The organism is Nocardioides albertanoniae, assembly GCF_006716315.1.
In the GTDB taxonomy this organism is placed as follows: Bacteria; Actinomycetota; Actinomycetes; order Propionibacteriales; family Nocardioidaceae; genus Nocardioides; species Nocardioides albertanoniae.
This window is the reverse complement of sequence record NZ_VFOV01000001.1, coordinates 3,732,123-3,753,018: the sequence shown is the minus strand read 5'-3', so window position 1 is coordinate 3,753,018 and position 20,896 is coordinate 3,732,123. Positions and strand designations below refer to the sequence as shown.

Genomic DNA, 20,896 nt, shown 5'->3' with positions numbered 1-20,896 from the left:
CTTTGTTCCGTACGATGTACGAAATTTATTTCGAGGGAGGTTACGATGAGCGACGTGCCAGACCAGCAAGACCTCTCGGACCCGTCTCTGCGCCTGCTGTGGCGCCATCGATCCGCGGCGAAGGAAGAGCCCACGGCGAGGCGGGGCCCGAAGCAGAAGGTGAGCCTCGACGAGGTCGTCGACGCGGCGATCGCCCTCGCCGACGACCAGGGTCTGGCTGCCGTGACGATGCGCGCCACCGCCCAGCAGGTCGGGCTCGGGGCGATGACCCTCTACTCCTACGTGCCCAACCGCGACGCGCTCCTGGTGCTGATGGTCGACCAGGTGGTCGGCCGCACCGAGCTGCCGAAGCTGCCCGAGAGCCCGCGCGAGCGTCTCGCGCTGGTCGCCGAGCTCCAGGTCGCCGAGCTACGTGCTCATCCCTGGCTGCTCGACGTCCACGACGTACGCCCCTGGCTCGGCCCCAACATGAGCGACCGTTACGAGTGGCACCTGCACGCCGTCGACGGCCTCGGGCTCAGTGATCTCGAGATGGACCAGACCGTCGCCGTGCTGGTCGGGTTCGCGGCCAGCATCGCCCGCAGCGAGCACGTCAAGCGCCTCGCCGAGCGGGCCACCGGGATGACCGAATCGCAGTGGTGGGAGGCCAACTACGAGACGCTCAACGAGGTCATGGCGGGCAGCGACTATCCGCTGGCAGGCAGGGTCGGTGCCGCGGCCGGCGAGGCCTACCAGGCCGCCTCCGACCCCGCCAGCGAGCTCGACTACGGCCTGGCCCGGATCATCGACGGCGTGCTCGCCCACGCCCGCCCCTGAACCCGACGCCGAGTCGGCGCCTTGTGACCGCAAACCTCGTCGAGTCGGCTCGTTCTGACCAATATCTTCGCCGAGTCGGCTCGTCCTGACCGAGTTCCTCGCCGAGTCGGCTCGTTAGAACGAGCCGACTCGGCGCGAGGGTGGTCAGCCGGCGGTGCGGCGGGTGGGGTCGGCCAGGCGTCGGGTCAGGTGGGAGACCAGGTCGGCGGAGTCGGCGCGGGCGCCGTCGATGTAGGTCGAGCGTCGGCGACGCAGCACCGGGAGGCCGGTGACGTAGAGGCCGGCCGGTCCGGTGACGCCGCCGTCGTGGCGGATCGCGCCCTTGTGGTCGAAGACGTCGGCATCGAGGAACGAGTGGTCGGGCTTGATGCCCGTCGCCCAGACGACCGACCTGATCTCGCCGGAGGTCAGTGACGCGGAGAGCACCGGCGCCGGCACCCGGGTCGGCTCCGGCCGCTCGCCGGTGCCGCCGACGGTCTCGTCGATGGTGTTGAGCAGCCGGTTGAGCTTGAGGTCGGCGAGCGCGGCCATGTTGGTCAGCGAGCCCGAGAAGAGCGCGGTGCCCTCGCGCAGCCCGGCCAGCTTGCCGACCACGCGCACCCCGGCCTCCTGCAGGGTGTTGAGGTCGAGGGTCTCGGTGCCGCCGACGAGCTGGAAGGAGGAGAGGCGACGGGCGCGCACGACGTCCTCGACCTCGTCCCAGCGCTCGTCGAGCACTCCGGCGGCGTCGATCCAGGCGAAGATGTCACGTCCGCGGTAGCGGCGCGGCGCCCGCACGTGCTCGCCGACGGCGAGCGTGACCTGGCGGCCCGACGCCTGCAGCTCCGCCGCGATCTGTACGCCGCTGGCCGCCGCCCCGACCACCAGCACGCCGCCGGGCGGCAGCTGGGAGGGGCGCCGGTAGTCGATGGCATGCACCGAGGGCAGTCCGGGCGGCAGGTCGGCTGCGAGGGCGGGTGTCACGCCGCGTACGGAGCCGGTGGCGAGGACGACGTTCTCGGCCGACCAGGGGCCGGTCGACGTCTCGACCAGATAGCCGTCGTCGGTGGGGGAGACCCGCTCGACGCCGACGTTCTCGTGCACCGGAGCCGAGATCGTGTCGGCATAGCCGGTGACCAGCGAGGCCACCTGGGCGGCGGTGAGGAACTCGTCGTCGTCAGCCGGGCCGAGCACGGGTTCGGGGAGCCCGGGGAGCCGATTCATCCAGCCGGGGGTGAGCAGGCGGAGCGAGTCCCAGCGCTGCGTACGCCACGAGTGAGCCACCTCCCCGCGCTCGAGCATGACGTGGTCGATGCCCTCGGCGCCGAGTCGTTGGCTCACCGCCAGGCCGCTGTGCCCCGCCCCGACCACCACGACGGTCGTGCGGGGCGGGACACGCTTCGTCACGAGACCGAGACCTCGACGGCGGTCGGGTTGGTCAGGATGTCGAAGACGGCCGAGCGCTTCTGCGACTGCGCGACCAGCGCCTCGATGTCCTCGGGGGAGGCGTCGGCGTCGATCGAGTAGTTCACCCGCACGCCGGTGAACCCGTTGCGCACGTCGGCGTCGGCGCCCAGGATGCCGCGGATGTCGTGGTCGCCCTCGATCGTCGCGGTGACCGAGTTGAGCTGGATGCCGCGCTGCTGGGCGACGGCGGCGACGCCGGCGGTGAGGCAGCCGCCGAGAGCGGTCAGCACGCTCTCGACAGGCGTGGGGCCCTGGTTCTCCGCGGCGAACTGCGGCGGGTGGTCGCCCTCGGACTCGAAGGAGCGCCCGGTCTCCTGCTCCTCGCCGAGGCCGAAGAAGCCCTCGACCTTGCTCCGGGAGTGGGTGCCCTTGAGCCAGGTGTTGGTGGCGCGCCAGGTGAACTTGGCGGCCTCCGGGCTCTCCTGCAGGGCGGCGCGGGCGCCGAGGAGCGCCTCGACGTTCACGCCGTTGTCGACGGTGGTCTCGGTCATGGTGGTGGTTCCTCGTTTCGTTGGGTGGTTGGGTGATGCGTGGGGGTCAGGCCAGCGAGATGTTGACCGGGACCTCGCTGCGGAGGGTGTGACCGACGGGCGAGCTGGCGAGCACCTTGGCGTGGAGCGCCTCGATCTCCTCGCGGGGCGCCTCGGACTCGAGGGTGACCACGGCGTCGATCGCGTCGAAGCCGGCGTGGCCCTCGCCGAGGCCGAGGAAGACCGTGAGGTCGACGTCGCCCTTGAGGTCGATGCGCACGTCGTCGAGCTTTATGCCGGCGACCGAGGCGTTGGCGGCGTAGCCGACCGCGAGGCAGTTGCCCAGGGCTCCGAGCAGCTGCTCGACGGGGTTGGCGGCCGCGTCGCCGCCGCCGAGACCGGCAGGCTCGTCGGACGGGGTGGGCTCGAAGGATCGGATCTTCGCCTCCGAGGCGAAGGCGCCCTTCCAGGTCACGTGGGCGGCCCAGGTGGTGCGCGCCTTCGCGGGGTCGTCCTGGATCGCCTGCACGAGATCGCCGACGGCGGCGAGGTCGACGTCGTTGAGCTGTGTCGTTGAATCGATGCTCATGGGGACACTCCGGGGTCGAGGGGCATGTTTCTCAAGATAATAGAGTTAGTAACTCGACTAAAGGAAGCGTCTCACCGTACGGCCCGGCGCGCCGAGACGACGCCGGTGTCGAACCCGGCCAGGTGCAGGCCGCCGTGGAAGCGCGCGTGCTCGATCTTGAGGCAGCGGTTCTGCACGACGCTCAGCCCGGCGGCGCGCGCCTTGGCGGCCGCCTCCTCGTGCACCAGGCCGAGCTGGAACCACAGCACCGGGGAGCCCAGCGCGATCACCTCGTCGGTGACCGCCGGCAGGTCGCTCGCGCGCCGGAACACGTCGACGATGTCGGGCGTCTCCGGCAGGTCGGCGAAGCCGGCGTAGACCGGCTGGCCCAGCACCTCCCGTCCGGCGGCGTTGGGGTTGATGAAGTAGAGCCGGTAGTCGGTGTCCTGGGCGAGGTAGGTCGCGACGTAGTAGCTCGACCGGGCGGTGTTGGCGGAGAAGCCGACGATGGCGACCGACCTCGCGGCCCGGAGCAGGCCCTGTCGCTCGCGTGCGGTCGGCTCGTGCGGGATCTGCGGAATGGTCATCAGGCGTCCTTCGTCGATGCGGTCAGTGCCTGGTCGAGGTCGTGGAGGATGTCGCCGGCGTCCTCGATGCCGACGCTGATGCGCACCAGCCCCGGGCTGACGCCGGCCTCCTCGAGCCGCGACTCGCTGAGCTGGCGGTGGGTGGTGGAGGCCGGGTGGATCACCAGCGTCTTGGCGTCGCCGATGTTGGCCAGATGGCTGGCCAGTTCGACCGACTCGATGAACCGCTCGCCGGCGGCGCGCCCGCCGGCGACGTCGAAGGAGAAGACGCTGCCTGGGCCCTGGGGCAGATACTTCTGCGCCCGGTCGTGGTGGGGATGAGAGGGCAGTCCGGCCCAGCGTACGTGCTCGACCCGTGGGTCGGCGTCGAGCCACTCGGCGACGATCCGCGCGTTCTCGACGTGGCGCTGCACCCGCAGCGCCAGGGTCTCCACACCGAGCGCGAGCTGCCAGGCCGACTGGGGTGACAGGGTCGCGCCGACGTTGCGCAGGTGCTCGGCGCGCAGGCGGGTCAGGAAGGCGTACTCCCCGAAGTTGCCCCACCAGGAGAGGCCGCCGTAGTGCTCGACGGGCTCGTGGAAGAGCGGGAAGCGCTCGGGCGAGTACTCGAAGCGACCCGACTCGACGACCACCCCGCCGAGCGTGGTGCCGTGGCCGCCGAGGAACTTCGTGGCCGAGTGCACCACGATGTCGGCGCCCCACTCGATCGGCGTGCTCAGGTAGGGCGTCGGGATCGTCGAGTCCACCACGAGCGGCACCCCGTGCGCGTGCGCGACGTCGGCCAGCCCGGCCAGGTCGGCGATCTCGCCCGACGGGTTGGCGACGGTCTCGGCGAAGACCAGCTTGGTCTCGGGGCGGATCGCCGCTGCGTACGCCTCGGGGTCGCTGGAGGAGACGAAGGTGGTCTCCACGCCGAAGCGACGCAGCGTCACGTCGAGCTGGGTGACCGAGCCGCCGTAGAGCTGCGCTGAGGCGACCACGTGGTCGCCCGCGCCCGCCAGGGATGCGAAGGTGACGAACTCCGCGGAGAGGCCCGAGGCGGTCGCCACGGCGCCGATGCCACCCTCGAGGGAGGCGATCCGCTCCTCGAAGGCGGCGACGGTCGGGTTGCCGACGCGGGTGTAGATGTTGCCGTACTTCTGCAGTGCGAACCGTGCTGCCGCGTCTGCGGTGTCGTCGAAGACGAACGACGCCGACTGGTAGATCGGCAGCGCCCGGGCGCCCTGGGCGGCGTCGGGGATGTTGCCGGCGTGGATCGCACGGGTGTTGAAGCCGTACGCGTGGTCACTCATGGGTCTCCTTGGCGGTATCGGACAGGAAGCGTCGGACGAGGTCGAGGTAGCCCGGCGGGTCGAGCAGGAAGGAGTCGTGGCCCCAGGTGGAGGCGATCTCGTGTCGCTCGACGTCGACGCCGGCCCGGCGCAGCTCCTTCTCGATCGACTCCGAGTGAGTGGTCGTGAAGCGCCAGTCGGTGTCGAAGGAGACGAGCTGGAAGCGGGTCTCGCCGATCCGGCTCGCGAAGCCGTCGTCGGCGAAGGGGTCGAAGTAGTCGAGGAGGCGGGAGAGATAGAGGTAGGAGAGTGCGTCGAAGCGGTCGACGAACGTGCTCGCCTGGTGCTCGAGGTAGCTCTCCACCTCGAAGTCGATCCCGAACCCCGGCGTGCCGCGCCGTGCCCGGCCGAACTTCGCCTCCAGGCCGGGCTCGGAGACGTAGTTGATGTGGCCGAGCATCCGTGCCACGGCGAGCCCGTCGGCGGGCACGACGCCGTGGTCGAGGTAGCGCCCGTCGTGGAAGTCGGGGTCGCGCAGGATGGCCTGGCGGGCGACGGCCGAGAGCGCGATGTTCTGCGTGCTCAGCCGCGCGGAGGCGGCGACCAGCACCGCGCGTTCGATCTGCCCGGGCGCGTCGGCTGCCCACTGCAGCACCTGCATGCCGCCGAGCGAGCCGCCGACGGCGGCGTAGAGCCTCTCGATGCCGAGGTGGGCCAGCAGCCGGCGGTGCACGGTGACCAGGTCGGCGACCGAGATCAGCGGGAAGTCGAGGCCCCAGGCACGTCCGCTGGCGGGGTTGGTCGACGACGGCCCGGTGGTGCCACGGCAGCCGCCGAGCAGGTTGGCGCAGACCACGAAGAACCGGTCGGTGTCAACGGGGCGGCCCGGCCCGACCATCGTCGGCCACCACTGTGTCGCCTCGGCGTCGCCGGTGAGCGCGTGGGCGATGAAGACGACGTTGTCGCGCTCGGGCGCCAGCTCGCCGTAGGTGGCGTAGGAGACGTCGACCGGTGCGAGCGTGCCGCCGGCGGACAGGGGCAGCGGGTCGGCCGCGTCGAAGAGACGCATACGTCGTGCGGTCATCGACACTCCTCTAGCCATTAAGTCGAGACATTAACTACAGAATCTAGCGTGTCGAGGGAGGCCCGTGGCGGGTGTCCGGGATCCAGGCACCGCGAACTCATGTGCGGCTGGTTGACTTGGCCCTGTGACCACCAGCTCTGAGAAGCCCAGCAGGCCCCGCCTCGACCTGACCGCCGACGTCGTGACGCTGACCAGGCAGCTGATGGACATCAACTCCGTCAGCCTCGAGGAGCGGGCGATCGCCGACGCGGTGGAGCAGGAGCTGACCGCGTACGACCACCTCGTGGTCGAGCGGCGCGGCAACGCGGTCGTCGCCCGCACCGACCTCGGTCGCCGCGAGCGCGTCGTCATCGCAGGTCATCTCGACACCGTGCCGGTCAACGGCAACTTCCCGAGCCGCCTCGACGAGGCCACCGGCATCCTGCACGGCCTCGGTGCCTGCGACATGAAGTCGGGCGACGCGGTCATCCTGAAGCTCGCCGCGACCCTGGAGAAGCCGAACCGCGACGTGACGTACGTCTTCTACGATGCCGAGGAGATCGAGGCCGTCCACAACGGGCTCGGCAAGCTCGCGGCCAGCGAGCCCGACCTCCTCGCCGGCGACTTCGCGATCCTGATGGAGCCCTCCAACGCCGGCGTCGAGGCCGGCTGCCAGGGCACGCTGCGCGTCGAGGTGCGCACCACCGGCGAGCGCTCCCACAGTGCCCGCGCATGGCGCGGGGTCAACGCGATCCACAAGGCCGGCGAGGTGCTGCGCCGCCTGGAGGCGTACGAGCCGCGCAAGCCGGTCATCGACGGCCTCGAGTATCACGAGGGGCTCAACGCGGTCTTCGTCAGCGGGGGAGTGGCGGGCAACGTGATCCCCGACGAGTGCGTGGTGACGGTCAACTACCGCTTCGCGCCCGACCGCTCCGAGGAGGAGGCGCTCGACTACGTACGCGGCTTCTTCGAGGGCTACGACATCACCGTGACCGACTCGAGCCCCGGCGCGCTGCCCGGCCTCGACCGGCCGGCGGCCAAGGCGTTCGTCGATGCGGTCGGCGGCGAGGTCGGGCCGAAGTTCGGCTGGACCGATGTGGCGAGGTTCACGGTTCTCGGCATCCCCGCGGTCAACTATGGTCCAGGTGACCCGATGTTTGCCCACAAGGCCGACGAGCACGTGAGGATCTCCGAGATCACCAGCTGCGAGCAGGCCCTTCGTGATTGGTTGAGCGCATGACCCGACGCAGCGGCTCCGGCCCGCGTCCCTCCAAGGGACGTCCGGCCGGTAGCACCACCGACCAGCGCCTCCTCGACAGCTCCGGCCACGGCGACTGGGTCCACACCGACCCGTGGCGGGTCATGAAGATCCAGGCAGAGTTCGTCGAGGGGTTCAACGACCTCTCCGAGATCGGGCCTGCGATCAGCGTCTTCGGGTCGGCGCGCACGCCCCCCGACCACCCGGCCTACGCCCAGGCCGAGGCCGTCGGCCGCGGCCTCGCGGAGGCCGGGTTCGTGGTGATCACCGGCGGCGGCCCGGGCACGATGGAGGCCGCCAACAAGGGCGCCATGGAGGTCGGCGGCGAGTCGATCGGCCTCGGCATCGAGCTGCCCTTCGAGGCCCGGCTCAACGACTACGTCAGCTTCGGGCTCAACTTCCGCTACTTCTTCGTGCGCAAGATGATGTTCGTCAAGTACTCCCAGGGCTACGTCGTCATGCCCGGTGGCCTCGGCACGATGGACGAGCTCTTCGAGGCGATGACGCTCTCGCAGACCAAGAAGATCACCCAGTTCCCCATCGTCCTGATGGGCGTCGAGCACTGGCAGGGTCTGATCGACTGGATGCGCGACTCGATGCTGGCCGACGGCCGCATCAAGCAGAGCGACCTCGACATGATCACCCTCACCGACGACGTGGACGAGGCGGTCGAGCTGATGATGAAGGCGCGTGACTGAGCGATGGGCTGGATCTTCGCGGCACTGATCGTGCTGGTTCTCGGAGGAGTCGGCCTCGTCGCGGCAGGAGCCGGTGCGCCGCTGGGGGAGGACTACGGCGACCAGCCCGACGCCCTCGTGCCCCGCGATCGTGCGATCGGCGCCGCAGACCTCGCGAACGTACGTTTCTCGGTGGCGCTGCGGGGCTACCGGATGGAGGAGGTGGACGCTCTGATCGCGCGACTTCGCGAGGAGGCGGAGTGGCGTGAGACGACCGGGTCCGACGGCGCCGAGAGCGCGGGATCCGAGGTCGGGGCCGCCGGGGTCGGACCACACACGCGCGAGCCCGATTCGGGCTCGCCGGACGTCTAGGACACAATCGCTGCCGTGAGTTTCGCTGCCGTACTCGTCTACATCGTGACCATCCTGGTCGCGGTGATCGTCGCGCTCACCTACCTCAAGCCACACCTTCTGCAGTCGCAGGCGCACCCCGACCAGCTGCCACCGAAGGTCCACCTCTACGCCGGCGCGGCCGGTCTGGTGGTCTGGCTGCTCTTCCTGGTCTCGCCCCCGTCGTTCTTCCTGGGCGGCGACATCCCCGGTGTCATCGGGCTCTTCGGGATCTGGCTCGCCGCGATCGCGGGCATCTATCTGCTCGTGCGCAGGCTCAAGGAGGAGCGGTCCGGAGCCGCCGGTCCCGGCGTCGACGACGTCTACGGCTATGACGACGGGTACGGCGACGGCTATGACGACTACGCCGAGGATCCTGGCTACGGCTACGACGGCCCCGGCTACGACGGTTATGCGCCCGGCGGCAACCTCGACGACGCACCCGCCTACGCCGATCCCCAGCCGCCGGTGAGGCAGCCCGTCGCCCCGTCCGACGACCACCGGCCCGCTCGTCGGCCCGAGCCTCGACGAGCCGCGGCGAGCGTCGAGGAGACCGCGGTGATGCCCCCGCTCGAGCGTGACCCGTCGCCCATCCCGGCTCCGCCCGCGCCCGCGCCGCCGCCGGCTCCGTCGCCGCGGCAGGCCGGCGCGTCTGCCGCCGGAGCGTCGCGCGAGGGTCAGTCCGGTCGCCGTGTGGCCGGCCGTCAGGCCCCCGAACCGCCTTCCCCGGAAGCTCCTGCGTCGCGTCCGCGTCAGGAGCGACCCCGTCCGGAGCAGTCCCGTCCGGAGCAGCCGCGTCCGGAGCGGCCGTCTCGTCCGGTGCCGCCTCCGCCGGAGCGTGCCGCCCCTGTCCAGCCGGAGCCGAGCGCCCCGAGCCGTGGCCAGGACGCGCCCGACCCGTGGGGCCGCCGTCAGGAGCCGCCGCAGCGGCGCACCCGTGGCTACGACGGTCGCTACGACGACCGCCGCAACGACAGCCACGACGAGTTCGCCGACCGCCGCTACCGACGCGACAGCAGCTATCAGGACCACCCCGGCCAGCAGCCCCCGCCCGCTCCTCCGCGGGTGCCGCGTCCGGCGCCCCGATCGGCGCCCCGACCGGCAGCACAGCCCGAGCCGCCGCCCGCCCCGGCGCCCCCGCCGCCCCCGCAGGGACCCCGCCCGGAGCCGGGGCGGCGTCCGGCCGCGCAGCAGCCCCAGGCGTACGACCCGTACTCCCTGGACTCCTACGGCCCACCGCGGGAGCAGTCCCAGCCGCGGTCGCACTCCCAGCCGAGGTCGCAGTCTCGACCACGGTCGCAGTCGCAGCCGGGGGCTCACTCCCGGCCCCGTTCCGAGGTCCAGCCGGAGATGCCGGGCCCCGAGGCGGCGCCGTCGCCTCGCCGTCACCCGGACCAGGACTACTACGAGGAACAGGCCTACGCCGGCTACGAGCAGGGCTATGACGACGCCTACGCTCAGGGATACGGCTACGACCAGGCCTATGACCAGGGATACGACCAGTCGTACGACCAGGGCTACGACCAGGGTTACGACCCCGACTACGACGACCGTTACGACGACGCCTTCGACCGATCCACCGGTGGACGCAGGCACGTGGTCTCGGATCGCCGCTCGGCGCTCCTCGAGGGTTCCGGCGCCGCGATCGTGGTGCACATCACGCTCGTCATCCTCGCGATCTGGCTGACCTGGGCCTACGGAACCTCGGTCATCTGAGACCGCGAACGCAGGTCAACCCGCCGAAACTCGCACCTTGCCGTCAGGTCTGCTGACCTGATGAGGGATAATGGATGCGCACAGTGCGCTCCGAGGCCATCCGGCAGGTGAGCGTCGACACGCGAGACACGGAAGAAGGTGCCGCATGGCGGCGATGAAGCCGCGGACGGGAGACGGTCCGCTGGAGGTCACCAAGGAGGGTCGGGGCATCGTGATGCGCGTCCCGCTCGAAGGCGGTGGCCGGTTGGTCGTCGAGCTGAACGCTGACGAGGCCGCCGCGCTCGGCGAAGAGATCAAAGGGCTTGGGCTGAACGCGTAGATGACCACAACGTTGCCGTCGCAGGCACTGCCACCGCAGGTCAAGCCGTCCACGTTCGCACTGAGCTCGAAGAGCCCGACCGATCTCGCCCCCGAGATCATCGCGCTGCCGGTCATCCCAGGTGACGACGAGCTGATCATCGGCCCCGGTTCGGCCGATCTCGGCGACCGCCACGATCTCCTCGATCACCTCGAGTTCGAAGGTGCCACCGGCAGCGCCGGCGAGGTCACCTCGTACGCCGTGTCCGGCTCCGGCGCTCTGCGACAGATCCTGCTGGTGGGTGTCGGCGCGCAGCGTCGTGACGACTTCCGCCGTGCCGGCGCGGCGCTCGCGCGCGCGGTGCGCGATCGATCCGGCGTGGTGACGACGATCCCGGCTGTCGATCCCGACGTGGCGCTCGAGCCGTTCGTGGCCGGCGCGACGCTGGGTTCCTTCCTCTTCCACTGGCGCTCCGAGGGCGCCCCGTGGACGCCGGTGGAGACCATCACCCTCGCCGAGCTCGACGCCGACCGAGGCGACGATCTGGCGCGTGCCGTGGCGATCGCGCGAGCCAGCTGGCGCGCGCGGTTCTTCGCCTCGGTGCCGAGCAACCTGAAGAACCCGGCCTGGCTCGCCGACCAGGCCGCCGAGCTGGCGGAGTCGACGGGCCTGAAGCTGACCGTGTGGGACGAGCACCAGCTCGAGGCCGACGGTTTCGGCGGTCTCGTCGGTGTCGGTCAGGGGTCGGTGACGCCGCCTCGGCTGATCCGGCTCGACTACAGCCCCCGCAAGGCCGGCCGGCTGAGCTCGTTGAAGGGCGTGCCGACCGTGGTGGTGATCGGCAAGGGCATCACCTTCGACACCGGCGGGCTCAACATCAAGCCGGGCGACGGCATGGTCAACATGAAGCGCGACATGACCGGCGGTGCCGTGGTGCTCGCGGTGATGTCGGCCCTGGCCGAGATCGGCTGCCCGGTCAAGGTCGTCGGCCTCATCGCCGCCGCCGAGAACGCGATCTCCGGCTCGGCGATGCGCCCCGGCGACGTGGTGACCCACTACGGCGGGCGCACCTCCGAGGTGACCAACACCGATGCCGAGGGTCGTCTGGTGCTCGCCGACGCGATGGCGTACGCGGCCGACAAGCTCAAGCCCGCGGCCGTCGTCGACATCGCCACCCTGACCGGCGCGGTGCGGGTTGCGCTCGGGCAGACCCTGGCCGGCTACTACGCCGACGACGAGGGGCTCGCCACGCTGCTGGAGGAGGCCTCGGAGGTCTCCGGCGAGAGGCTGTGGCGGCTGCCGCTGGTCGCCGACTACGAGGAGAAGCTCGCCTCGAAGGTCGCCGACGCCGACAACGCACCCGGCGGGCCCGGCTCGATCACCGCGGCCCTGTTCCTGCACCACTTCACCGGCGGTGTGCCGTGGGCACACCTCGACGTGGGCTGCGGCGACGCCTACGCCGACGTGCACGACCTGACCCCGGGGCCCACCGGCTTCGGCGCCCGGGTGCTCCTGACCTGGCTCGCGGAGCAGGATCCGCTGGCTGGAGTCGGAGCCTAGGCCTTCCGCGCGAGCAGGAGACCGTCGCCCACGGGGAGCAGCAGTGGGATCAGGGAGTCGTTCTCGGCGACCTCCTGGTTGAGCTCCCGGATGGTGGCGGTCTCCTCGTCGCGCACCGACGGATCGGCCACGCGGTCGTGCCACAGGGCGTTGTCGAAGGCGACGACGCCGCCGGGACGGAGCAGACGCAGCGCCTCCTTCAGATAGGCCGCGTACTCGGTCTTGTCGCCGTCGACGAAGACCAGGTCGTAGTGGTTGTCGGTGAGCCGGGGGAGCACGTCGAGCGCGGCGCCGGCGATGGTGCGGGCGCGCTGCTGCAGGAAGCCGGCCTCGGTGAAGCTCTGGCGGGCCAGCCGCTGGTGCTCGGTCTCGATGTCGACCGTGGTCAGCACTCCGTCGGCACGCATGCCGCGCAGGAGCCAGAGCCCGGAGACACCGGTGCCGGTGCCGACCTCGACGACGTTCTTCGCGTCGAGGATCGCAGCGAGGAAGCGGAGCGCGGCGCCGCCACCGGGACCGATCGGCGCGACGCCGACCTCCTCGGCGCGCGCACGGGCGGCGACGATGAGGTCGTCCTCGGCAACGTAGTCGTCGGCGTAGGTCCAACTGGCACTGGAGACAGGGCTGGTCACACCGCAAAACCTAACCTGTTTAGCGCAACGGTGCGGGAACGCCTGACCCAAGCTGTGCGTTGGAAGTGCACAGGAAGCGGAAAAATAGGACCCTCACAGGCAACTCTCAGCCCTTGTGGTCCGTGGCGATCTACCGTAGGAGATGTCAGCGATCAGCCAGACACATGACAGGAGCACCATGACTGCCGAGCCCACGAGCCAGACGGGGGTTCCGTCGTGGGACGAGATCGTGGAGAAGCACTCCGACCGTGTCTACCGGCTCGCTTACCGTCTGACGGGCAACCGCCCCGACGCCGAGGATCTCACCCAAGAGGTCTTCGTGCGCGTCTTCCGCTCTCTCGACACCTACAGCCCCGGCACCTTCGAGGGCTGGCTGCACCGGATCACCACCAACCTCTTCCTCGACCAGGCCCGCCGCAAGCAGCGGATCCGCTTCGACGCCCTCTCCGACGAGCGCGCCTCGCGCTTGACGAGCAACGGCCCGACGCCGGACGTGGCCTACACCGACCAGCGTTTCGATGACGACATCGAGCGCGCGCTGGCCACGCTGCCTCCCGACTTCCGGGCCGCGGTCGTGCTCTGTGACGTGGAGGGGCTCTCCTACGAGGAGATCTCCGAGATCCTCGGTGCCAAGCTCGGCACCGTCCGAAGCCGCATCCACCGCGGCCGGGCGATGCTCCGTGACGCTCTCGCTCACCGCGCGCCGCGCGGCGGACGGTTGCGTTACTCCGGGCCCAAGGTGTTGTGGGGCGGGGTTTCATGAGCCTCTTAGGAAATCACCTCGGTGCGCGCACCAGCGCCCTTCTCGACGGACAGCTCCCCGACGCGGAGGAGGAGCGCGCCTGGACGCATGTGCACCAGTGCTGCGCGTGTCGTCGCCAGGTCGAGCGTGAGGGCTGGCTCAAGCGCCGCCTGGCGGGCCTGAGCGTCGATCCCGGCGTCTCGGCCCCCGCCGACCTGAAGGGATCGCTCAGCGGCCCTGTCATGGCGGCCTCGATGTGGCCGACCGACGACTTCGGCGATGGTGACACCGACCCACGGTCGATGCGGCGTACGTGGATGATGGTCGCCGCCGGAGGCGGGGCCGTCGGCGCCGCCGTCTTCGGGATGTTCGCCCTCTCCGCCGCTCCCGCCGACGCGCCGGGCCCCAGGAACGTTCCGGTCACCGCGGTCACACAGGTCCCGGGCGCCCCGATAGTCGCTCACGTACGCCGCTGATCGACCGTCGAGGGCCCGGAGACGAGACCCCGGCTGCACTTTGTTGGGCCGAGTGGGAAGAATGGGTGGTGTGACGCCGGAACCACGAGACGACCAGTCGAAGCCGACCTCCCGCTGGGCACCGCCCAGCGAGACCCCGGCCGAGCGGCCGTCCCCTGACGCCTTCGCCCCCGATGCGGCCGACGACGGGCCCGACACGACGGAGATCCCGCTGCCGGGCATGCCCAGTCCTGCGGCCGCTCCGGCGGCTGCCGGCCAGGCTGCGGTGCCGCCACCGCCTGCCGCTCCGCCGCCGGGCGGATCTCTTCCCGGTTTCGGGGGCCCGCCGCCCCCGCCGGGTGCCACGCTCGAGCCCCAGACCAAGCAGCGCCGACGTGTGCCCGGGCCGATCTGGGCGCTCGCGGCGGCCGTCGCGTTCCTGCTCGGAGTGCTCGGCGGCTATGCCGGCGGGGTGCTCGAAGACCAGGACGACATGTCGAGCATCGCCGGTGGCGGGCTCGAGCCGGGCTCGATCGAGACCGACGCGCCCCTCGAGGGCGAGGATGCCAGCATCGTCAAGGTCGCCTCGACGCTGCTGCCCTCGACGGTGCAGATCTTCGCCGAGTATCAGGGCGTCGAAGACGCCGCGACCGGCTCCGGCTTCGTCTTCGACAAGGTCGGTCACGTGGTGACCAACAACCACGTCGTCGCCGACGCCGCCAAGGCCAAGGGCAGCATCGAGGTGGTCGACCACAAGGGCCGCCGCCACAAGGCGAAGGTGATCGGCCGCAGCGCCGTCTACGACCTCGCGGTGCTCGACGTGCCCGCGGTCAAGGAGCTCGACCCCGCCTCGCTCGGCAACACCTCGCGGCTTCGGATCGGCGAGGGTGTCGTGGCGATCGGCTCCCCGCTGGGGCTGAGCTCGACGGTCACCTCGGGCATCATCAGCGCCCTCCAGCGTCCGGTCTCGACGGGTCAGACCGAAGACGACACCTCCTACATCAACGCCGTCCAGACCGACGCGGCGATCAACCCCGGCAACTCCGGCGGGCCGCTGGTCAACCTGGCCGGCCAGGTCATCGGGGTCAACTCGGCCATCGCGACCGCCGGCGGCGGAGAGGGTGGTGAGGGCGGCAGCATCGGTGTCGGCTTCGCGATCCCGATCGACCAGGTGAAGGTGACCGCCGCCCAGATCCTGAAGACCGGCAAGGCGACCTATCCGATCGTGGGCGCCTCGGTCGACGTCCAGGCCAAGGATCACAACGGGGCGCTGATCTCGGTCGTCGAGTCCGGCTCGCCGGCCGCTGCCGGTGGGCTCGAGGACGGCGACCGCGTCACCAAGGTCGGCGATGTCCCCGTCACCGACGGCATCGGGATGATCGTGGCCATCCGTGCTCATCAGCCGGGGGAGACGGTCGAGTTCAGCGTGGAGCGCAACGGCTCCCGGCAGGAGATCAAGATCAAGCTCGACTCGCAGACCGAGAACCTGGCCTGACCCAGGCGCACGGCGCCGCGAGCGACGACAGACGCGAAGAGCTGCCTGGGCGATGCCCGGCAGCTCTTCGCGTTGTTGTGGGGAAGGTTTAGTTGTGGGGGTTGGGGTTGCTGTGACTCAGGAAGCGTCGGGCGTGGCCGCGGGTGCGGCGCTCTCGGCCTCGACGAACGGGTGGTCGGCCACGAAGGCTTTGGTCTGCGAGTACATGTCGTCGATGAACTTCTCGAGGACGCTGGACTCAACGCGCCACTGGCCGCGACCGCCGATCTTGATTGCGGGGAGCTCTCCACGGCGGACAAGGGCATAGACCTGTGCGCTCGAAGTGTTGAGGACCTCGGCGACGTCGGCAAGAGTCAGGAAGCGGGGGGTACCAGACATAAGTATCAGTCTCTCAGACTCTGCAACCGGCAGTAAACCAGCGCGCGAACCTGTTAGTCCGCGTTAGGCAGTGGTGCGCCACTTTGTGTACGCGTGGTGGGTGAACCGTGAAGCAGCGGCCACTAGATGATTGCCGCACGGGCTGACCTGCTACGCGACGCCCGGCATCCACGCTGGCGGCGTTGCCGCCCTTCAACAGACGCCCGGTATGCCCTCAGGGCGGCGCCTTGCCAGCGCGGCGCCGAGCGCCGCTCGCGACGGCCACCCCGCGCATCAATCATCTAGACAGAAAAGAGGAGATACAAGCCGCCGACAGTGAAGCCGACCATGGTGACCAGGAGCGGCACCTGCCCGGTGATCAGATGCTGGTTGGGGAGCACCTGGAGAGCGCGGATGTGGGCCGACCAGACGCCCAGCACGTGGCCGACGATCACCGCGGTCACCTTGATCACGGCCAGCAGCGTGGCGTGGAAGGCGAAGAAGTAGGAGACCGGCATATCGGCGGTTCCGAGCCAGTCGCCTCCGTTTCCGAGCGGGTCCGAGGCGTTGCGTAGGGTCGCGAGGCCGCTCTCCCAGAAGTAGCTCAGGTAGTGGGCCACGACGTAGCCGACGACGATCGGCACGATCGATGGCGCCAGCTGCGCCGGAAGGGCGCGGCGGGGCACGTCGCCGACGCCGGTCAGCATCGTGCCGACACAGTAGAAACCGGCCACGAGCAGCGGGAACGCGATCAGCGCGATGTTGCTGATCAGGTAGGCGGTGTCGCCGGAGAGCGCCGGGTTCTGCACGAGACGCAGCCACTGCGGAGAGTCTCGGTAGGAGTCGTAGACGATGGTGCCGAAGAGCACCGAGACCACGGCCACCAGCCCGGGCGCGGGCCGCAGCGTGTCGAGGTTGCCGAGCGGCGTACGCACGACCAGGTTGCCGGCCGGGGTGCGTCCCCAGACCGAGAGTCGTGCGGTCAGCGACGAGTAGACCTCGAACGGGTCGGTGCGCTCCAGGAAGTCTTCACCGAAGAGGGCGCCGCCGATGATCATCACGGCCAGGTAGAGGGCCAGCCAGATGCGTACGGGGCCGAGGTAGTTGTTCTCCGGGTAGACCAGCTCGAGCCACGCGAAGGCGAGCAGCGCGAGCGCTGCCGGCCAGTAGCCCAGCCGCTCGGGCAGGCGAAGCATCGGCTCGCCGTCGCCGCGCAGCCACGTCAGACCGGCCACGACCGTACGGGCCGGGCTGATCGCCTTCCAGACATGCCCGAAGAGCAGCGAGAACGGCACGATGCCGACCCACAGCCACACGTAGGTCATCCCGAAGATCGGGTTGTTGGCGTTGTCGGGGCCAGCGAAGGCGACCAGCACGAAGTAGGCGAAGATCAGCAGTCCGACGATGCGCCACAGCGCGGTCCAGGCCGTGGAGTCGACGATGCGGCCGAGTCGCGGCACCGGCCAACCACGTGGGTTGCGCACCTGCGGGCCCTGGCTACCAGTGATCTGGCCGCCGTCGGTCTGGCCTGCGGCTGCGCGTCTGGTGGTGAGCACCAGCAGCCCGAAGGAGACGACGAGGGCGAGGACGGCGCCCGCGATGACGTACTCGAGCGGCAGTGGGAGGTCCTGGCGACCGCCCACTCCGTGGGTGAGGATCACTGGACTTCGAGGGTGACGATGGTCTTGCCGAGGGAGTGTGACTCGACCTCGTACTGACCGGGGACGTCGAACGTGCCCAGGCTGATCCGGGTGGTGCCGACACCGTAGGCCGCGGACTGCTCCGGGTCGGAGTGGACGTGGACCTCGCCGGCCGCGTCAGCGGTCACGTCGAGCTCGACACCGTGGCCGACGGGCACGTCGACCTTGTCGCCGCGGGGGTCGACCGAGCTGCCGGAGAAGTTGATCTCGACGACCACCGGGTCGCTCTTCTTGCTGGGTTCGGTGGCGACGTCGTTTCCGCAGGCGCTCGCGACGGACGCGATCCCGCAGATTGCTGCCACGACCGCGATGAATCGGGCCGTGAGGCGCATTTATCCCCCGTTTCATGGGTTACGTTCGGGCTGATCCTCGGACTACTCGCCTCGGACTGCCGAATTCTGCAGTGCGGGCCGAGGCTCTGCCACAATCGCACACGAACCAAAGAGGGGGCTGAGAGGCATGGTGATCGGCATGAGCGATCGGCTGGGGCCACGTGACGTCGCCTATCTGGACGGCGAGAGTCTCTCGGTGCCGCACCAGGTGGCGAGCATCGAGCTGATCGAGCCCAAGGAGGGCTTCGACTACGGCGCCTTCGCCGAGCACGTCGAGGATCGGCTGGCCTTCGTGCCCCGCTACCGCCAGCGCGTACGCATGGTGCCGGGTCGCATCGCCTACCCGGTCTGGGCCGACGACGACCGCTTCGATCTCACCTACCACGTACGCCGCTCCGCGCTGCCCCGCCCTGGCTCGATGGACCAGCTGCTCGACCTGGCCGGCCGGATCGTGTCCAGGCCTCTGGACCGGTCGCGGCCGTTGTGGGAGCTCTATGTCATCGAAGGGCTCGAGGGCGGCCGCGTCGCGCTGGTCACCAAGACCCACCAGGCGCTCGTCGACGGTGCCGAGACCGTCGACCTGGTCCAGCTGCTGCTCGACGACAAGCCCGAGGTGGGGCCGACCGTGCCCGACCTGTGGGAGCCGCAGCCGGAGTCGGGTGCTCGTCTGCTCGCCGGCGCGGTCGTCGACGCCGTCACCTCGGTCAGGGGCCTGACCGGCGCCGCGCGCAGCATGGGCGGCTTCGCGCTGGGGCGCGCCACCGGCGTGGCCAAAGACATCCAGAGCGCAGGCATCGGCGTCGCCCAGGCCCTTACCAGGCGACCGCCCGAGCGGCCCACACCGCTCAGCGGCGCGCTCTCGCAGCAGCGCCGGGTGGTCACGCTGCAGGCCGACCTCTCCGACTTCCGCCGCATCCGAGACACTCACGGCGGCACCGTCAACGACGTGATCCTGGCTGTCGTCACCGGCGGCCTGAGGTCATGGCTGATGACTCGTCAGGAGTCGCTCGCCGGCGTACGCCAGGTGCCGGCGCTGGTGCCGGTCTCGGTCATCGACGAAGAGCTCGACGCGACCCAGCTCGGGTCGGCCGTGGCCCCGCACTTCGTGGTGCTCCCGGTCGCGGAGCCGTCGCCGGTGGTGCGGCTCCATCAGGTCTCCTACTCCTTCGAGCAGCACAAGGAGACCGCCCGCACCGTCAGCGCACAGCAGCTGGCCGGGATCAGTGGCTTCGCCCCGGCGACCTTCCACGTGATCGGGTCGCGGGTGGCCGCCGAGAGCGAGCACGACTACCTGCTCTCGGTGTGCAACGTGCCCGGCCCGCAGGAGCCCCGGTATGCGGCCGGCTCCCGCCTGGTGGCCAGCTATCCGATCCATCCGCTGGCCGAGGGCCACTCGCTCGCGATCGGGGTGACCTCCTACGACGGGCAGGTCTTCTTCGCCATCACCGCCGACCGCGACCTGGTGCCCGACGCCTCGTTGGTCGGCCAGTGCCTGAGCGAGGCCATCGACGAGCTGCTCGACACCGCCTCGGGGCGCCGCTTCCGCGCACCGCGGGGGCTGCGCGTGGTCAAGAACTCCGGTGAATAGGGCAGAATCCGCCTCGTGACCCGCATCTACGTCCCCGCCACGCTGGACCTCCTCGCCGACTGGTACGCCGCGGGCGAGCTGCCCAGCGCCGCCGACGGCTACGCGGCCGCCGACGACGGCGAGGAGACGGAGTACGCCGCGCTGATGAGCGCCGCCGACGACTCGACGGCGCTCCTGGCCGGTGCCGGGCGCCGGGTCGTGGTCGTCGTCGACGCACCCGACAAGATCGCCCACCACCTGGAGACCCAGGTGGTGCCGCTCAAGCTCGTCGCCGCCGTCCACGCCGATCTCGCCGACCGGCCTGCCGGCGCCGATCCCGATGAGGACCTCGGCTGGTTCGCGACCCAGGAGATCCCGGAGCTCGTCGCTCAGCGCGAGAGGTAGGCGGCGCCGACCGCCTGCTCGAGGTCGAAGGCCTTGAGCATCATCTGCTCGATGTACTCCTCGATCTTGGTGCCCACCATCGGCACGGGCACCTTGATGTTGAGCCGCACGCTCTCGGTCGTGCGGCCGTCGGTCTCCGAGAGCGAGATGTTGCCGCGCAGGGTGGTCATGCCTCCCGGCACGGTGATGTCGACGACCGCGACCCTGTCGGAGGACCAGACCTCGTTGTGTCGCACGGCGATGTCGCCGGTGACCATGCGCTTCGCGAAAGAGGGGATGTCGACGGTCGGCTGCACCCGGTCGATCCGCACCTCGCGCGGCGCACCGCCGATGGTCACGCGGCGGCGCAGCGCGCCCTGGGCGTCGGCGACCTTCTCGCGGAAGCTGGGGTCGGCGAGCATCGCCGACACCTCGCTCACGCGGGCGTCATAGACGAGCTCGTGCTGAAGGGTCGTCGCCATTGCCGAATCCTTTGAGGCTCTCGCAGGGATGTGGTGGAAGTGAAGGGAGCGTTCAGGCGGCGAGCCAGCGTACGCCGACCTCGTGCTCCTTCTGGAGCGCCTTCTTGAAGATCGAGAGGATCAGGTCCTCCAGCTTTCCGCTGATCAGAGGCATGGTGACGGTGGCCTCCAGCGAGACCGTCTCGACGGTGCGGCCGCCGCTCTCGGTCAGGCTCGCGGTGCCGGAGAGCGATCCCGGCTTGCCCGGCAGGGTGACGGTGATGTCGCCGGAGACGAAGTCGGTGGACCAGACCTCGTCCTGGTGCACCTCGATGGTGTCGCCGACGACCTTCTTCGCGAACCCGGGCACGCCGCTGACCTCTTGCTCGTAGCGGATGCTCACCGTCGATCCGGTGATCGCGACGCTCTTCGAGAGCGCGTGCTGGGCATCGCAGACCTGCTCGCGGAACGTCGCATCGGCGAGCATCCCCGAGACGGCCGCGATCGGGGCGTCATAGGCCAGATCGATCGACAGCTTCTTCATGATTCCCCATCATGACGCCTCGTCAGGCCAGAGTCATCAGCGGAGCCGCCGAGACAACCAACACATTCCATCGGTATGCTCTATTCGGCGGGCCGGATGCGCGGTCT

General features: G+C 70.1%; 24 protein-coding genes. 12 read left to right on the top strand and 12 right to left on the bottom strand.

Annotation, left to right across the window (positions count from 1 at the left end; all coding sequences use genetic code 11):
• Positions 1-45: 45 nt before the first annotated feature.
• Positions 46-816 carry a TetR/AcrR family transcriptional regulator gene (locus FB381_RS18005; RefSeq protein ID WP_141781556.1) on the top strand — a complete coding sequence of 257 codons (771 nt, stop codon included), beginning with the start codon at positions 46-48 and terminating at the stop codon, positions 814-816.
• Between the two features lie 144 nt (positions 817-960).
• Here the strand turns inward: FB381_RS18005 and FB381_RS18000 are convergent, their stop codons facing one another.
• The 6 genes from FB381_RS18000 to metX form a co-directional block, all read right to left on the bottom strand.
• Positions 961-2,202, bottom strand: coding sequence for an NAD(P)-binding domain-containing protein (locus FB381_RS18000; protein WP_141781555.1), 1,242 nt, complete (start codon positions 2,200-2,202; stop codon positions 961-963).
• The gene (locus FB381_RS17995; protein WP_141781554.1) at positions 2,199-2,753 is read right to left on the bottom strand and encodes an OsmC family protein; all 555 of its coding nucleotides are present in this window, start codon (positions 2,751-2,753) and stop codon (positions 2,199-2,201) included. The genes FB381_RS18000 and FB381_RS17995 overlap by 4 nt, the downstream gene beginning before the upstream one ends.
• 46 nt (positions 2,754-2,799) lie before the next feature.
• The gene (locus tag FB381_RS17990) at positions 2,800-3,321 is read right to left on the bottom strand and encodes an OsmC family protein (protein WP_141781553.1); all 522 of its coding nucleotides are present in this window, start codon (positions 3,319-3,321) and stop codon (positions 2,800-2,802) included.
• 71 nt (positions 3,322-3,392) lie between these two features.
• On the bottom strand, positions 3,393-3,887 hold the full coding sequence (locus FB381_RS17985; RefSeq protein ID WP_141781552.1) for a CoA-binding protein: 495 nt from the start codon (positions 3,885-3,887) through the stop codon (positions 3,393-3,395).
• Positions 3,887-5,179, bottom strand: coding sequence for an O-acetylhomoserine aminocarboxypropyltransferase/cysteine synthase family protein (locus tag FB381_RS17980; protein WP_141781551.1), 1,293 nt, complete (start codon positions 5,177-5,179; stop codon positions 3,887-3,889). Before FB381_RS17980 ends, FB381_RS17985 begins: the two co-directional genes overlap by 1 nt.
• A complete protein-coding gene (gene metX / locus FB381_RS17975; RefSeq protein WP_141781550.1) occupies positions 5,172-6,242 on the bottom strand; it encodes a homoserine O-acetyltransferase MetX in 1,071 nt (356 codons plus the stop codon). The genes FB381_RS17980 and metX overlap by 8 nt, the downstream gene beginning before the upstream one ends.
• 202 nt (positions 6,243-6,444) lie before the next feature.
• On the opposite strand from metX, the gene dapE reads away from it, so the two are divergent.
• From dapE to FB381_RS17945, 6 genes are all read left to right on the top strand, one after another.
• Positions 6,445-7,461, top strand: coding sequence for a succinyl-diaminopimelate desuccinylase (gene dapE, locus FB381_RS17970; RefSeq protein ID WP_425465459.1), 1,017 nt, complete (start codon positions 6,445-6,447; stop codon positions 7,459-7,461).
• Positions 7,458-8,177 carry an LOG family protein gene (locus tag FB381_RS17965; protein ID WP_141781549.1) on the top strand — a complete coding sequence of 240 codons (720 nt, stop codon included), beginning with the start codon at positions 7,458-7,460 and terminating at the stop codon, positions 8,175-8,177. The genes dapE and FB381_RS17965 overlap by 4 nt, the downstream gene beginning before the upstream one ends.
• A 3-nt stretch (positions 8,178-8,180) precedes the next feature.
• Entirely contained in the window at positions 8,181-8,528 is a 348-nt protein-coding gene (locus FB381_RS17960; protein ID WP_141781548.1) for a DivIVA domain-containing protein, read from the top strand.
• 15 nt (positions 8,529-8,543) lie between these two features.
• Positions 8,544-10,262 carry a hypothetical protein gene (locus FB381_RS17955; protein WP_141781547.1) on the top strand — a complete coding sequence of 573 codons (1,719 nt, stop codon included), beginning with the start codon at positions 8,544-8,546 and terminating at the stop codon, positions 10,260-10,262.
• 145 nt (positions 10,263-10,407) lie between these two features.
• Positions 10,408-10,581 (top strand): DUF3117 domain-containing protein, encoded by a 174-nt coding sequence (locus FB381_RS17950; RefSeq protein ID WP_141781546.1) that lies wholly within the window; start codon positions 10,408-10,410, stop codon positions 10,579-10,581.
• Complete coding sequence (locus FB381_RS17945) at positions 10,582-12,120, top strand: leucyl aminopeptidase family protein (protein WP_141781545.1); 1,539 nt, start codon at positions 10,582-10,584, stop codon at positions 12,118-12,120.
• Here the strand turns inward: FB381_RS17945 and FB381_RS17940 are convergent.
• On the bottom strand, positions 12,117-12,752 hold the full coding sequence (locus FB381_RS17940) for an O-methyltransferase (RefSeq protein WP_141781544.1): 636 nt from the start codon (positions 12,750-12,752) through the stop codon (positions 12,117-12,119). The two genes, FB381_RS17945 and FB381_RS17940, sit on opposite strands and share 4 nt — an antisense overlap.
• Positions 12,753-12,930: 178 nt before the next feature.
• Here FB381_RS17940 and sigE point away from each other — a divergent pair, with 178 nt between their 5' ends.
• From sigE to FB381_RS17925, 3 genes are all read left to right on the top strand, one after another.
• Entirely contained in the window at positions 12,931-13,515 is a 585-nt protein-coding gene (sigE, locus tag FB381_RS17935) for an RNA polymerase sigma factor SigE (RefSeq protein ID WP_211352480.1), read from the top strand.
• Positions 13,512-13,970, top strand: coding sequence for an anti-sigma factor (locus FB381_RS17930; RefSeq protein WP_141781542.1), 459 nt, complete (start codon positions 13,512-13,514; stop codon positions 13,968-13,970). The genes sigE and FB381_RS17930 overlap by 4 nt, the downstream gene beginning before the upstream one ends.
• A 70-nt stretch (positions 13,971-14,040) precedes the next feature.
• Positions 14,041-15,444 (top strand): S1C family serine protease, encoded by a 1,404-nt coding sequence (locus FB381_RS17925; protein ID WP_170225215.1) that lies wholly within the window; start codon positions 14,041-14,043, stop codon positions 15,442-15,444.
• A 117-nt stretch (positions 15,445-15,561) separates the two neighbouring features.
• On the opposite strand, the gene FB381_RS17920 is transcribed toward FB381_RS17925, so the two are convergent.
• From FB381_RS17920 to FB381_RS17910, 3 genes are all read right to left on the bottom strand, one after another.
• Positions 15,562-15,822, bottom strand: coding sequence for a helix-turn-helix domain-containing protein (locus FB381_RS17920; protein ID WP_141781540.1), 261 nt, complete (start codon positions 15,820-15,822; stop codon positions 15,562-15,564).
• A gap of 281 nt (positions 15,823-16,103) precedes the next feature.
• Entirely contained in the window at positions 16,104-17,462 is a 1,359-nt protein-coding gene (locus FB381_RS17915) for a hypothetical protein (protein WP_141781539.1), read from the bottom strand.
• Positions 17,459-17,833: a hypothetical protein gene (locus FB381_RS17910; RefSeq protein WP_141781538.1), complete on the bottom strand. Its 375-nt coding sequence runs from the start codon at positions 17,831-17,833 to the stop codon at positions 17,459-17,461. The genes FB381_RS17915 and FB381_RS17910 overlap by 4 nt, the downstream gene beginning before the upstream one ends.
• 139 nt (positions 17,834-17,972) lie before the next feature.
• Here FB381_RS17910 and FB381_RS17905 point away from each other — a divergent pair, with 139 nt between their 5' ends.
• Together FB381_RS17905 and FB381_RS17900 are read left to right on the top strand one after the other, a co-directional pair.
• Positions 17,973-19,421, top strand: coding sequence for a WS/DGAT/MGAT family O-acyltransferase (locus tag FB381_RS17905; protein ID WP_141781537.1), 1,449 nt, complete (start codon positions 17,973-17,975; stop codon positions 19,419-19,421).
• 15 nt (positions 19,422-19,436) lie between these two features.
• Positions 19,437-19,805, top strand: a complete 369-nt coding sequence (locus tag FB381_RS17900) for a DUF6912 family protein (RefSeq protein WP_141781536.1) — start codon at positions 19,437-19,439, stop codon at positions 19,803-19,805.
• On the opposite strand, the gene FB381_RS17895 is transcribed toward FB381_RS17900, so the two are convergent.
• Positions 19,790-20,266, bottom strand: coding sequence for a DUF2505 domain-containing protein (locus FB381_RS17895; protein WP_141781535.1), 477 nt, complete (start codon positions 20,264-20,266; stop codon positions 19,790-19,792). The genes FB381_RS17900 and FB381_RS17895 overlap by 16 nt on opposite strands.
• A gap of 52 nt (positions 20,267-20,318) precedes the next feature.
• Complete coding sequence (locus tag FB381_RS17890) at positions 20,319-20,789, bottom strand: DUF2505 domain-containing protein (protein ID WP_141781534.1); 471 nt, start codon at positions 20,787-20,789, stop codon at positions 20,319-20,321.
• Positions 20,790-20,896: the final 107 nt, after the last annotated feature.

What these genes read in the sequence shown, in the direction of transcription:
- FB381_RS18005 (WP_141781556.1), top strand. Translation starts at nt 46, where the DNA reads ATGAGCGACGTGCCAGACCAGCAAGACCTCTCGGACCCGTCTCTGCGC.
- FB381_RS17995 (WP_141781554.1), bottom strand. Translation starts at nt 2,753, where the DNA reads ATGACCGAGACCACCGTCGACAACGGCGTGAACGTCGAGGCGCTCCTC.
- FB381_RS17990 (WP_141781553.1), bottom strand. Translation starts at nt 3,321, where the DNA reads ATGAGCATCGATTCAACGACACAGCTCAACGACGTCGACCTCGCCGCC.
- FB381_RS17985 (WP_141781552.1), bottom strand. Translation starts at nt 3,887, where the DNA reads ATGACCATTCCGCAGATCCCGCACGAGCCGACCGCACGCGAGCGACAG.
- FB381_RS17980 (WP_141781551.1), bottom strand. Translation starts at nt 5,179, where the DNA reads ATGAGTGACCACGCGTACGGCTTCAACACCCGTGCGATCCACGCCGGC.
- metX (WP_141781550.1), bottom strand. Translation starts at nt 6,242, where the DNA reads ATGACCGCACGACGTATGCGTCTCTTCGACGCGGCCGACCCGCTGCCC.
- dapE (WP_425465459.1), top strand. Translation starts at nt 6,445, where the DNA reads ATGGACATCAACTCCGTCAGCCTCGAGGAGCGGGCGATCGCCGACGCG.
- FB381_RS17965 (WP_141781549.1), top strand. Translation starts at nt 7,458, where the DNA reads ATGACCCGACGCAGCGGCTCCGGCCCGCGTCCCTCCAAGGGACGTCCG.
- FB381_RS17960 (WP_141781548.1), top strand. Translation starts at nt 8,181, where the DNA reads ATGGGCTGGATCTTCGCGGCACTGATCGTGCTGGTTCTCGGAGGAGTC.
- FB381_RS17950 (WP_141781546.1), top strand. Translation starts at nt 10,408, where the DNA reads ATGGCGGCGATGAAGCCGCGGACGGGAGACGGTCCGCTGGAGGTCACC.
- FB381_RS17945 (WP_141781545.1), top strand. Translation starts at nt 10,582, where the DNA reads ATGACCACAACGTTGCCGTCGCAGGCACTGCCACCGCAGGTCAAGCCG.
- sigE (WP_211352480.1), top strand. Translation starts at nt 12,931, where the DNA reads ATGACTGCCGAGCCCACGAGCCAGACGGGGGTTCCGTCGTGGGACGAG.
- FB381_RS17930 (WP_141781542.1), top strand. Translation starts at nt 13,512, where the DNA reads ATGAGCCTCTTAGGAAATCACCTCGGTGCGCGCACCAGCGCCCTTCTC.
- FB381_RS17920 (WP_141781540.1), bottom strand. Translation starts at nt 15,822, where the DNA reads ATGTCTGGTACCCCCCGCTTCCTGACTCTTGCCGACGTCGCCGAGGTC.
- FB381_RS17910 (WP_141781538.1), bottom strand. Translation starts at nt 17,833, where the DNA reads ATGCGCCTCACGGCCCGATTCATCGCGGTCGTGGCAGCAATCTGCGGG.
- FB381_RS17905 (WP_141781537.1), top strand. Translation starts at nt 17,973, where the DNA reads ATGAGCGATCGGCTGGGGCCACGTGACGTCGCCTATCTGGACGGCGAG.
- FB381_RS17895 (WP_141781535.1), bottom strand. Translation starts at nt 20,266, where the DNA reads ATGGCGACGACCCTTCAGCACGAGCTCGTCTATGACGCCCGCGTGAGC.
- FB381_RS17890 (WP_141781534.1), bottom strand. Translation starts at nt 20,789, where the DNA reads ATGAAGAAGCTGTCGATCGATCTGGCCTATGACGCCCCGATCGCGGCC.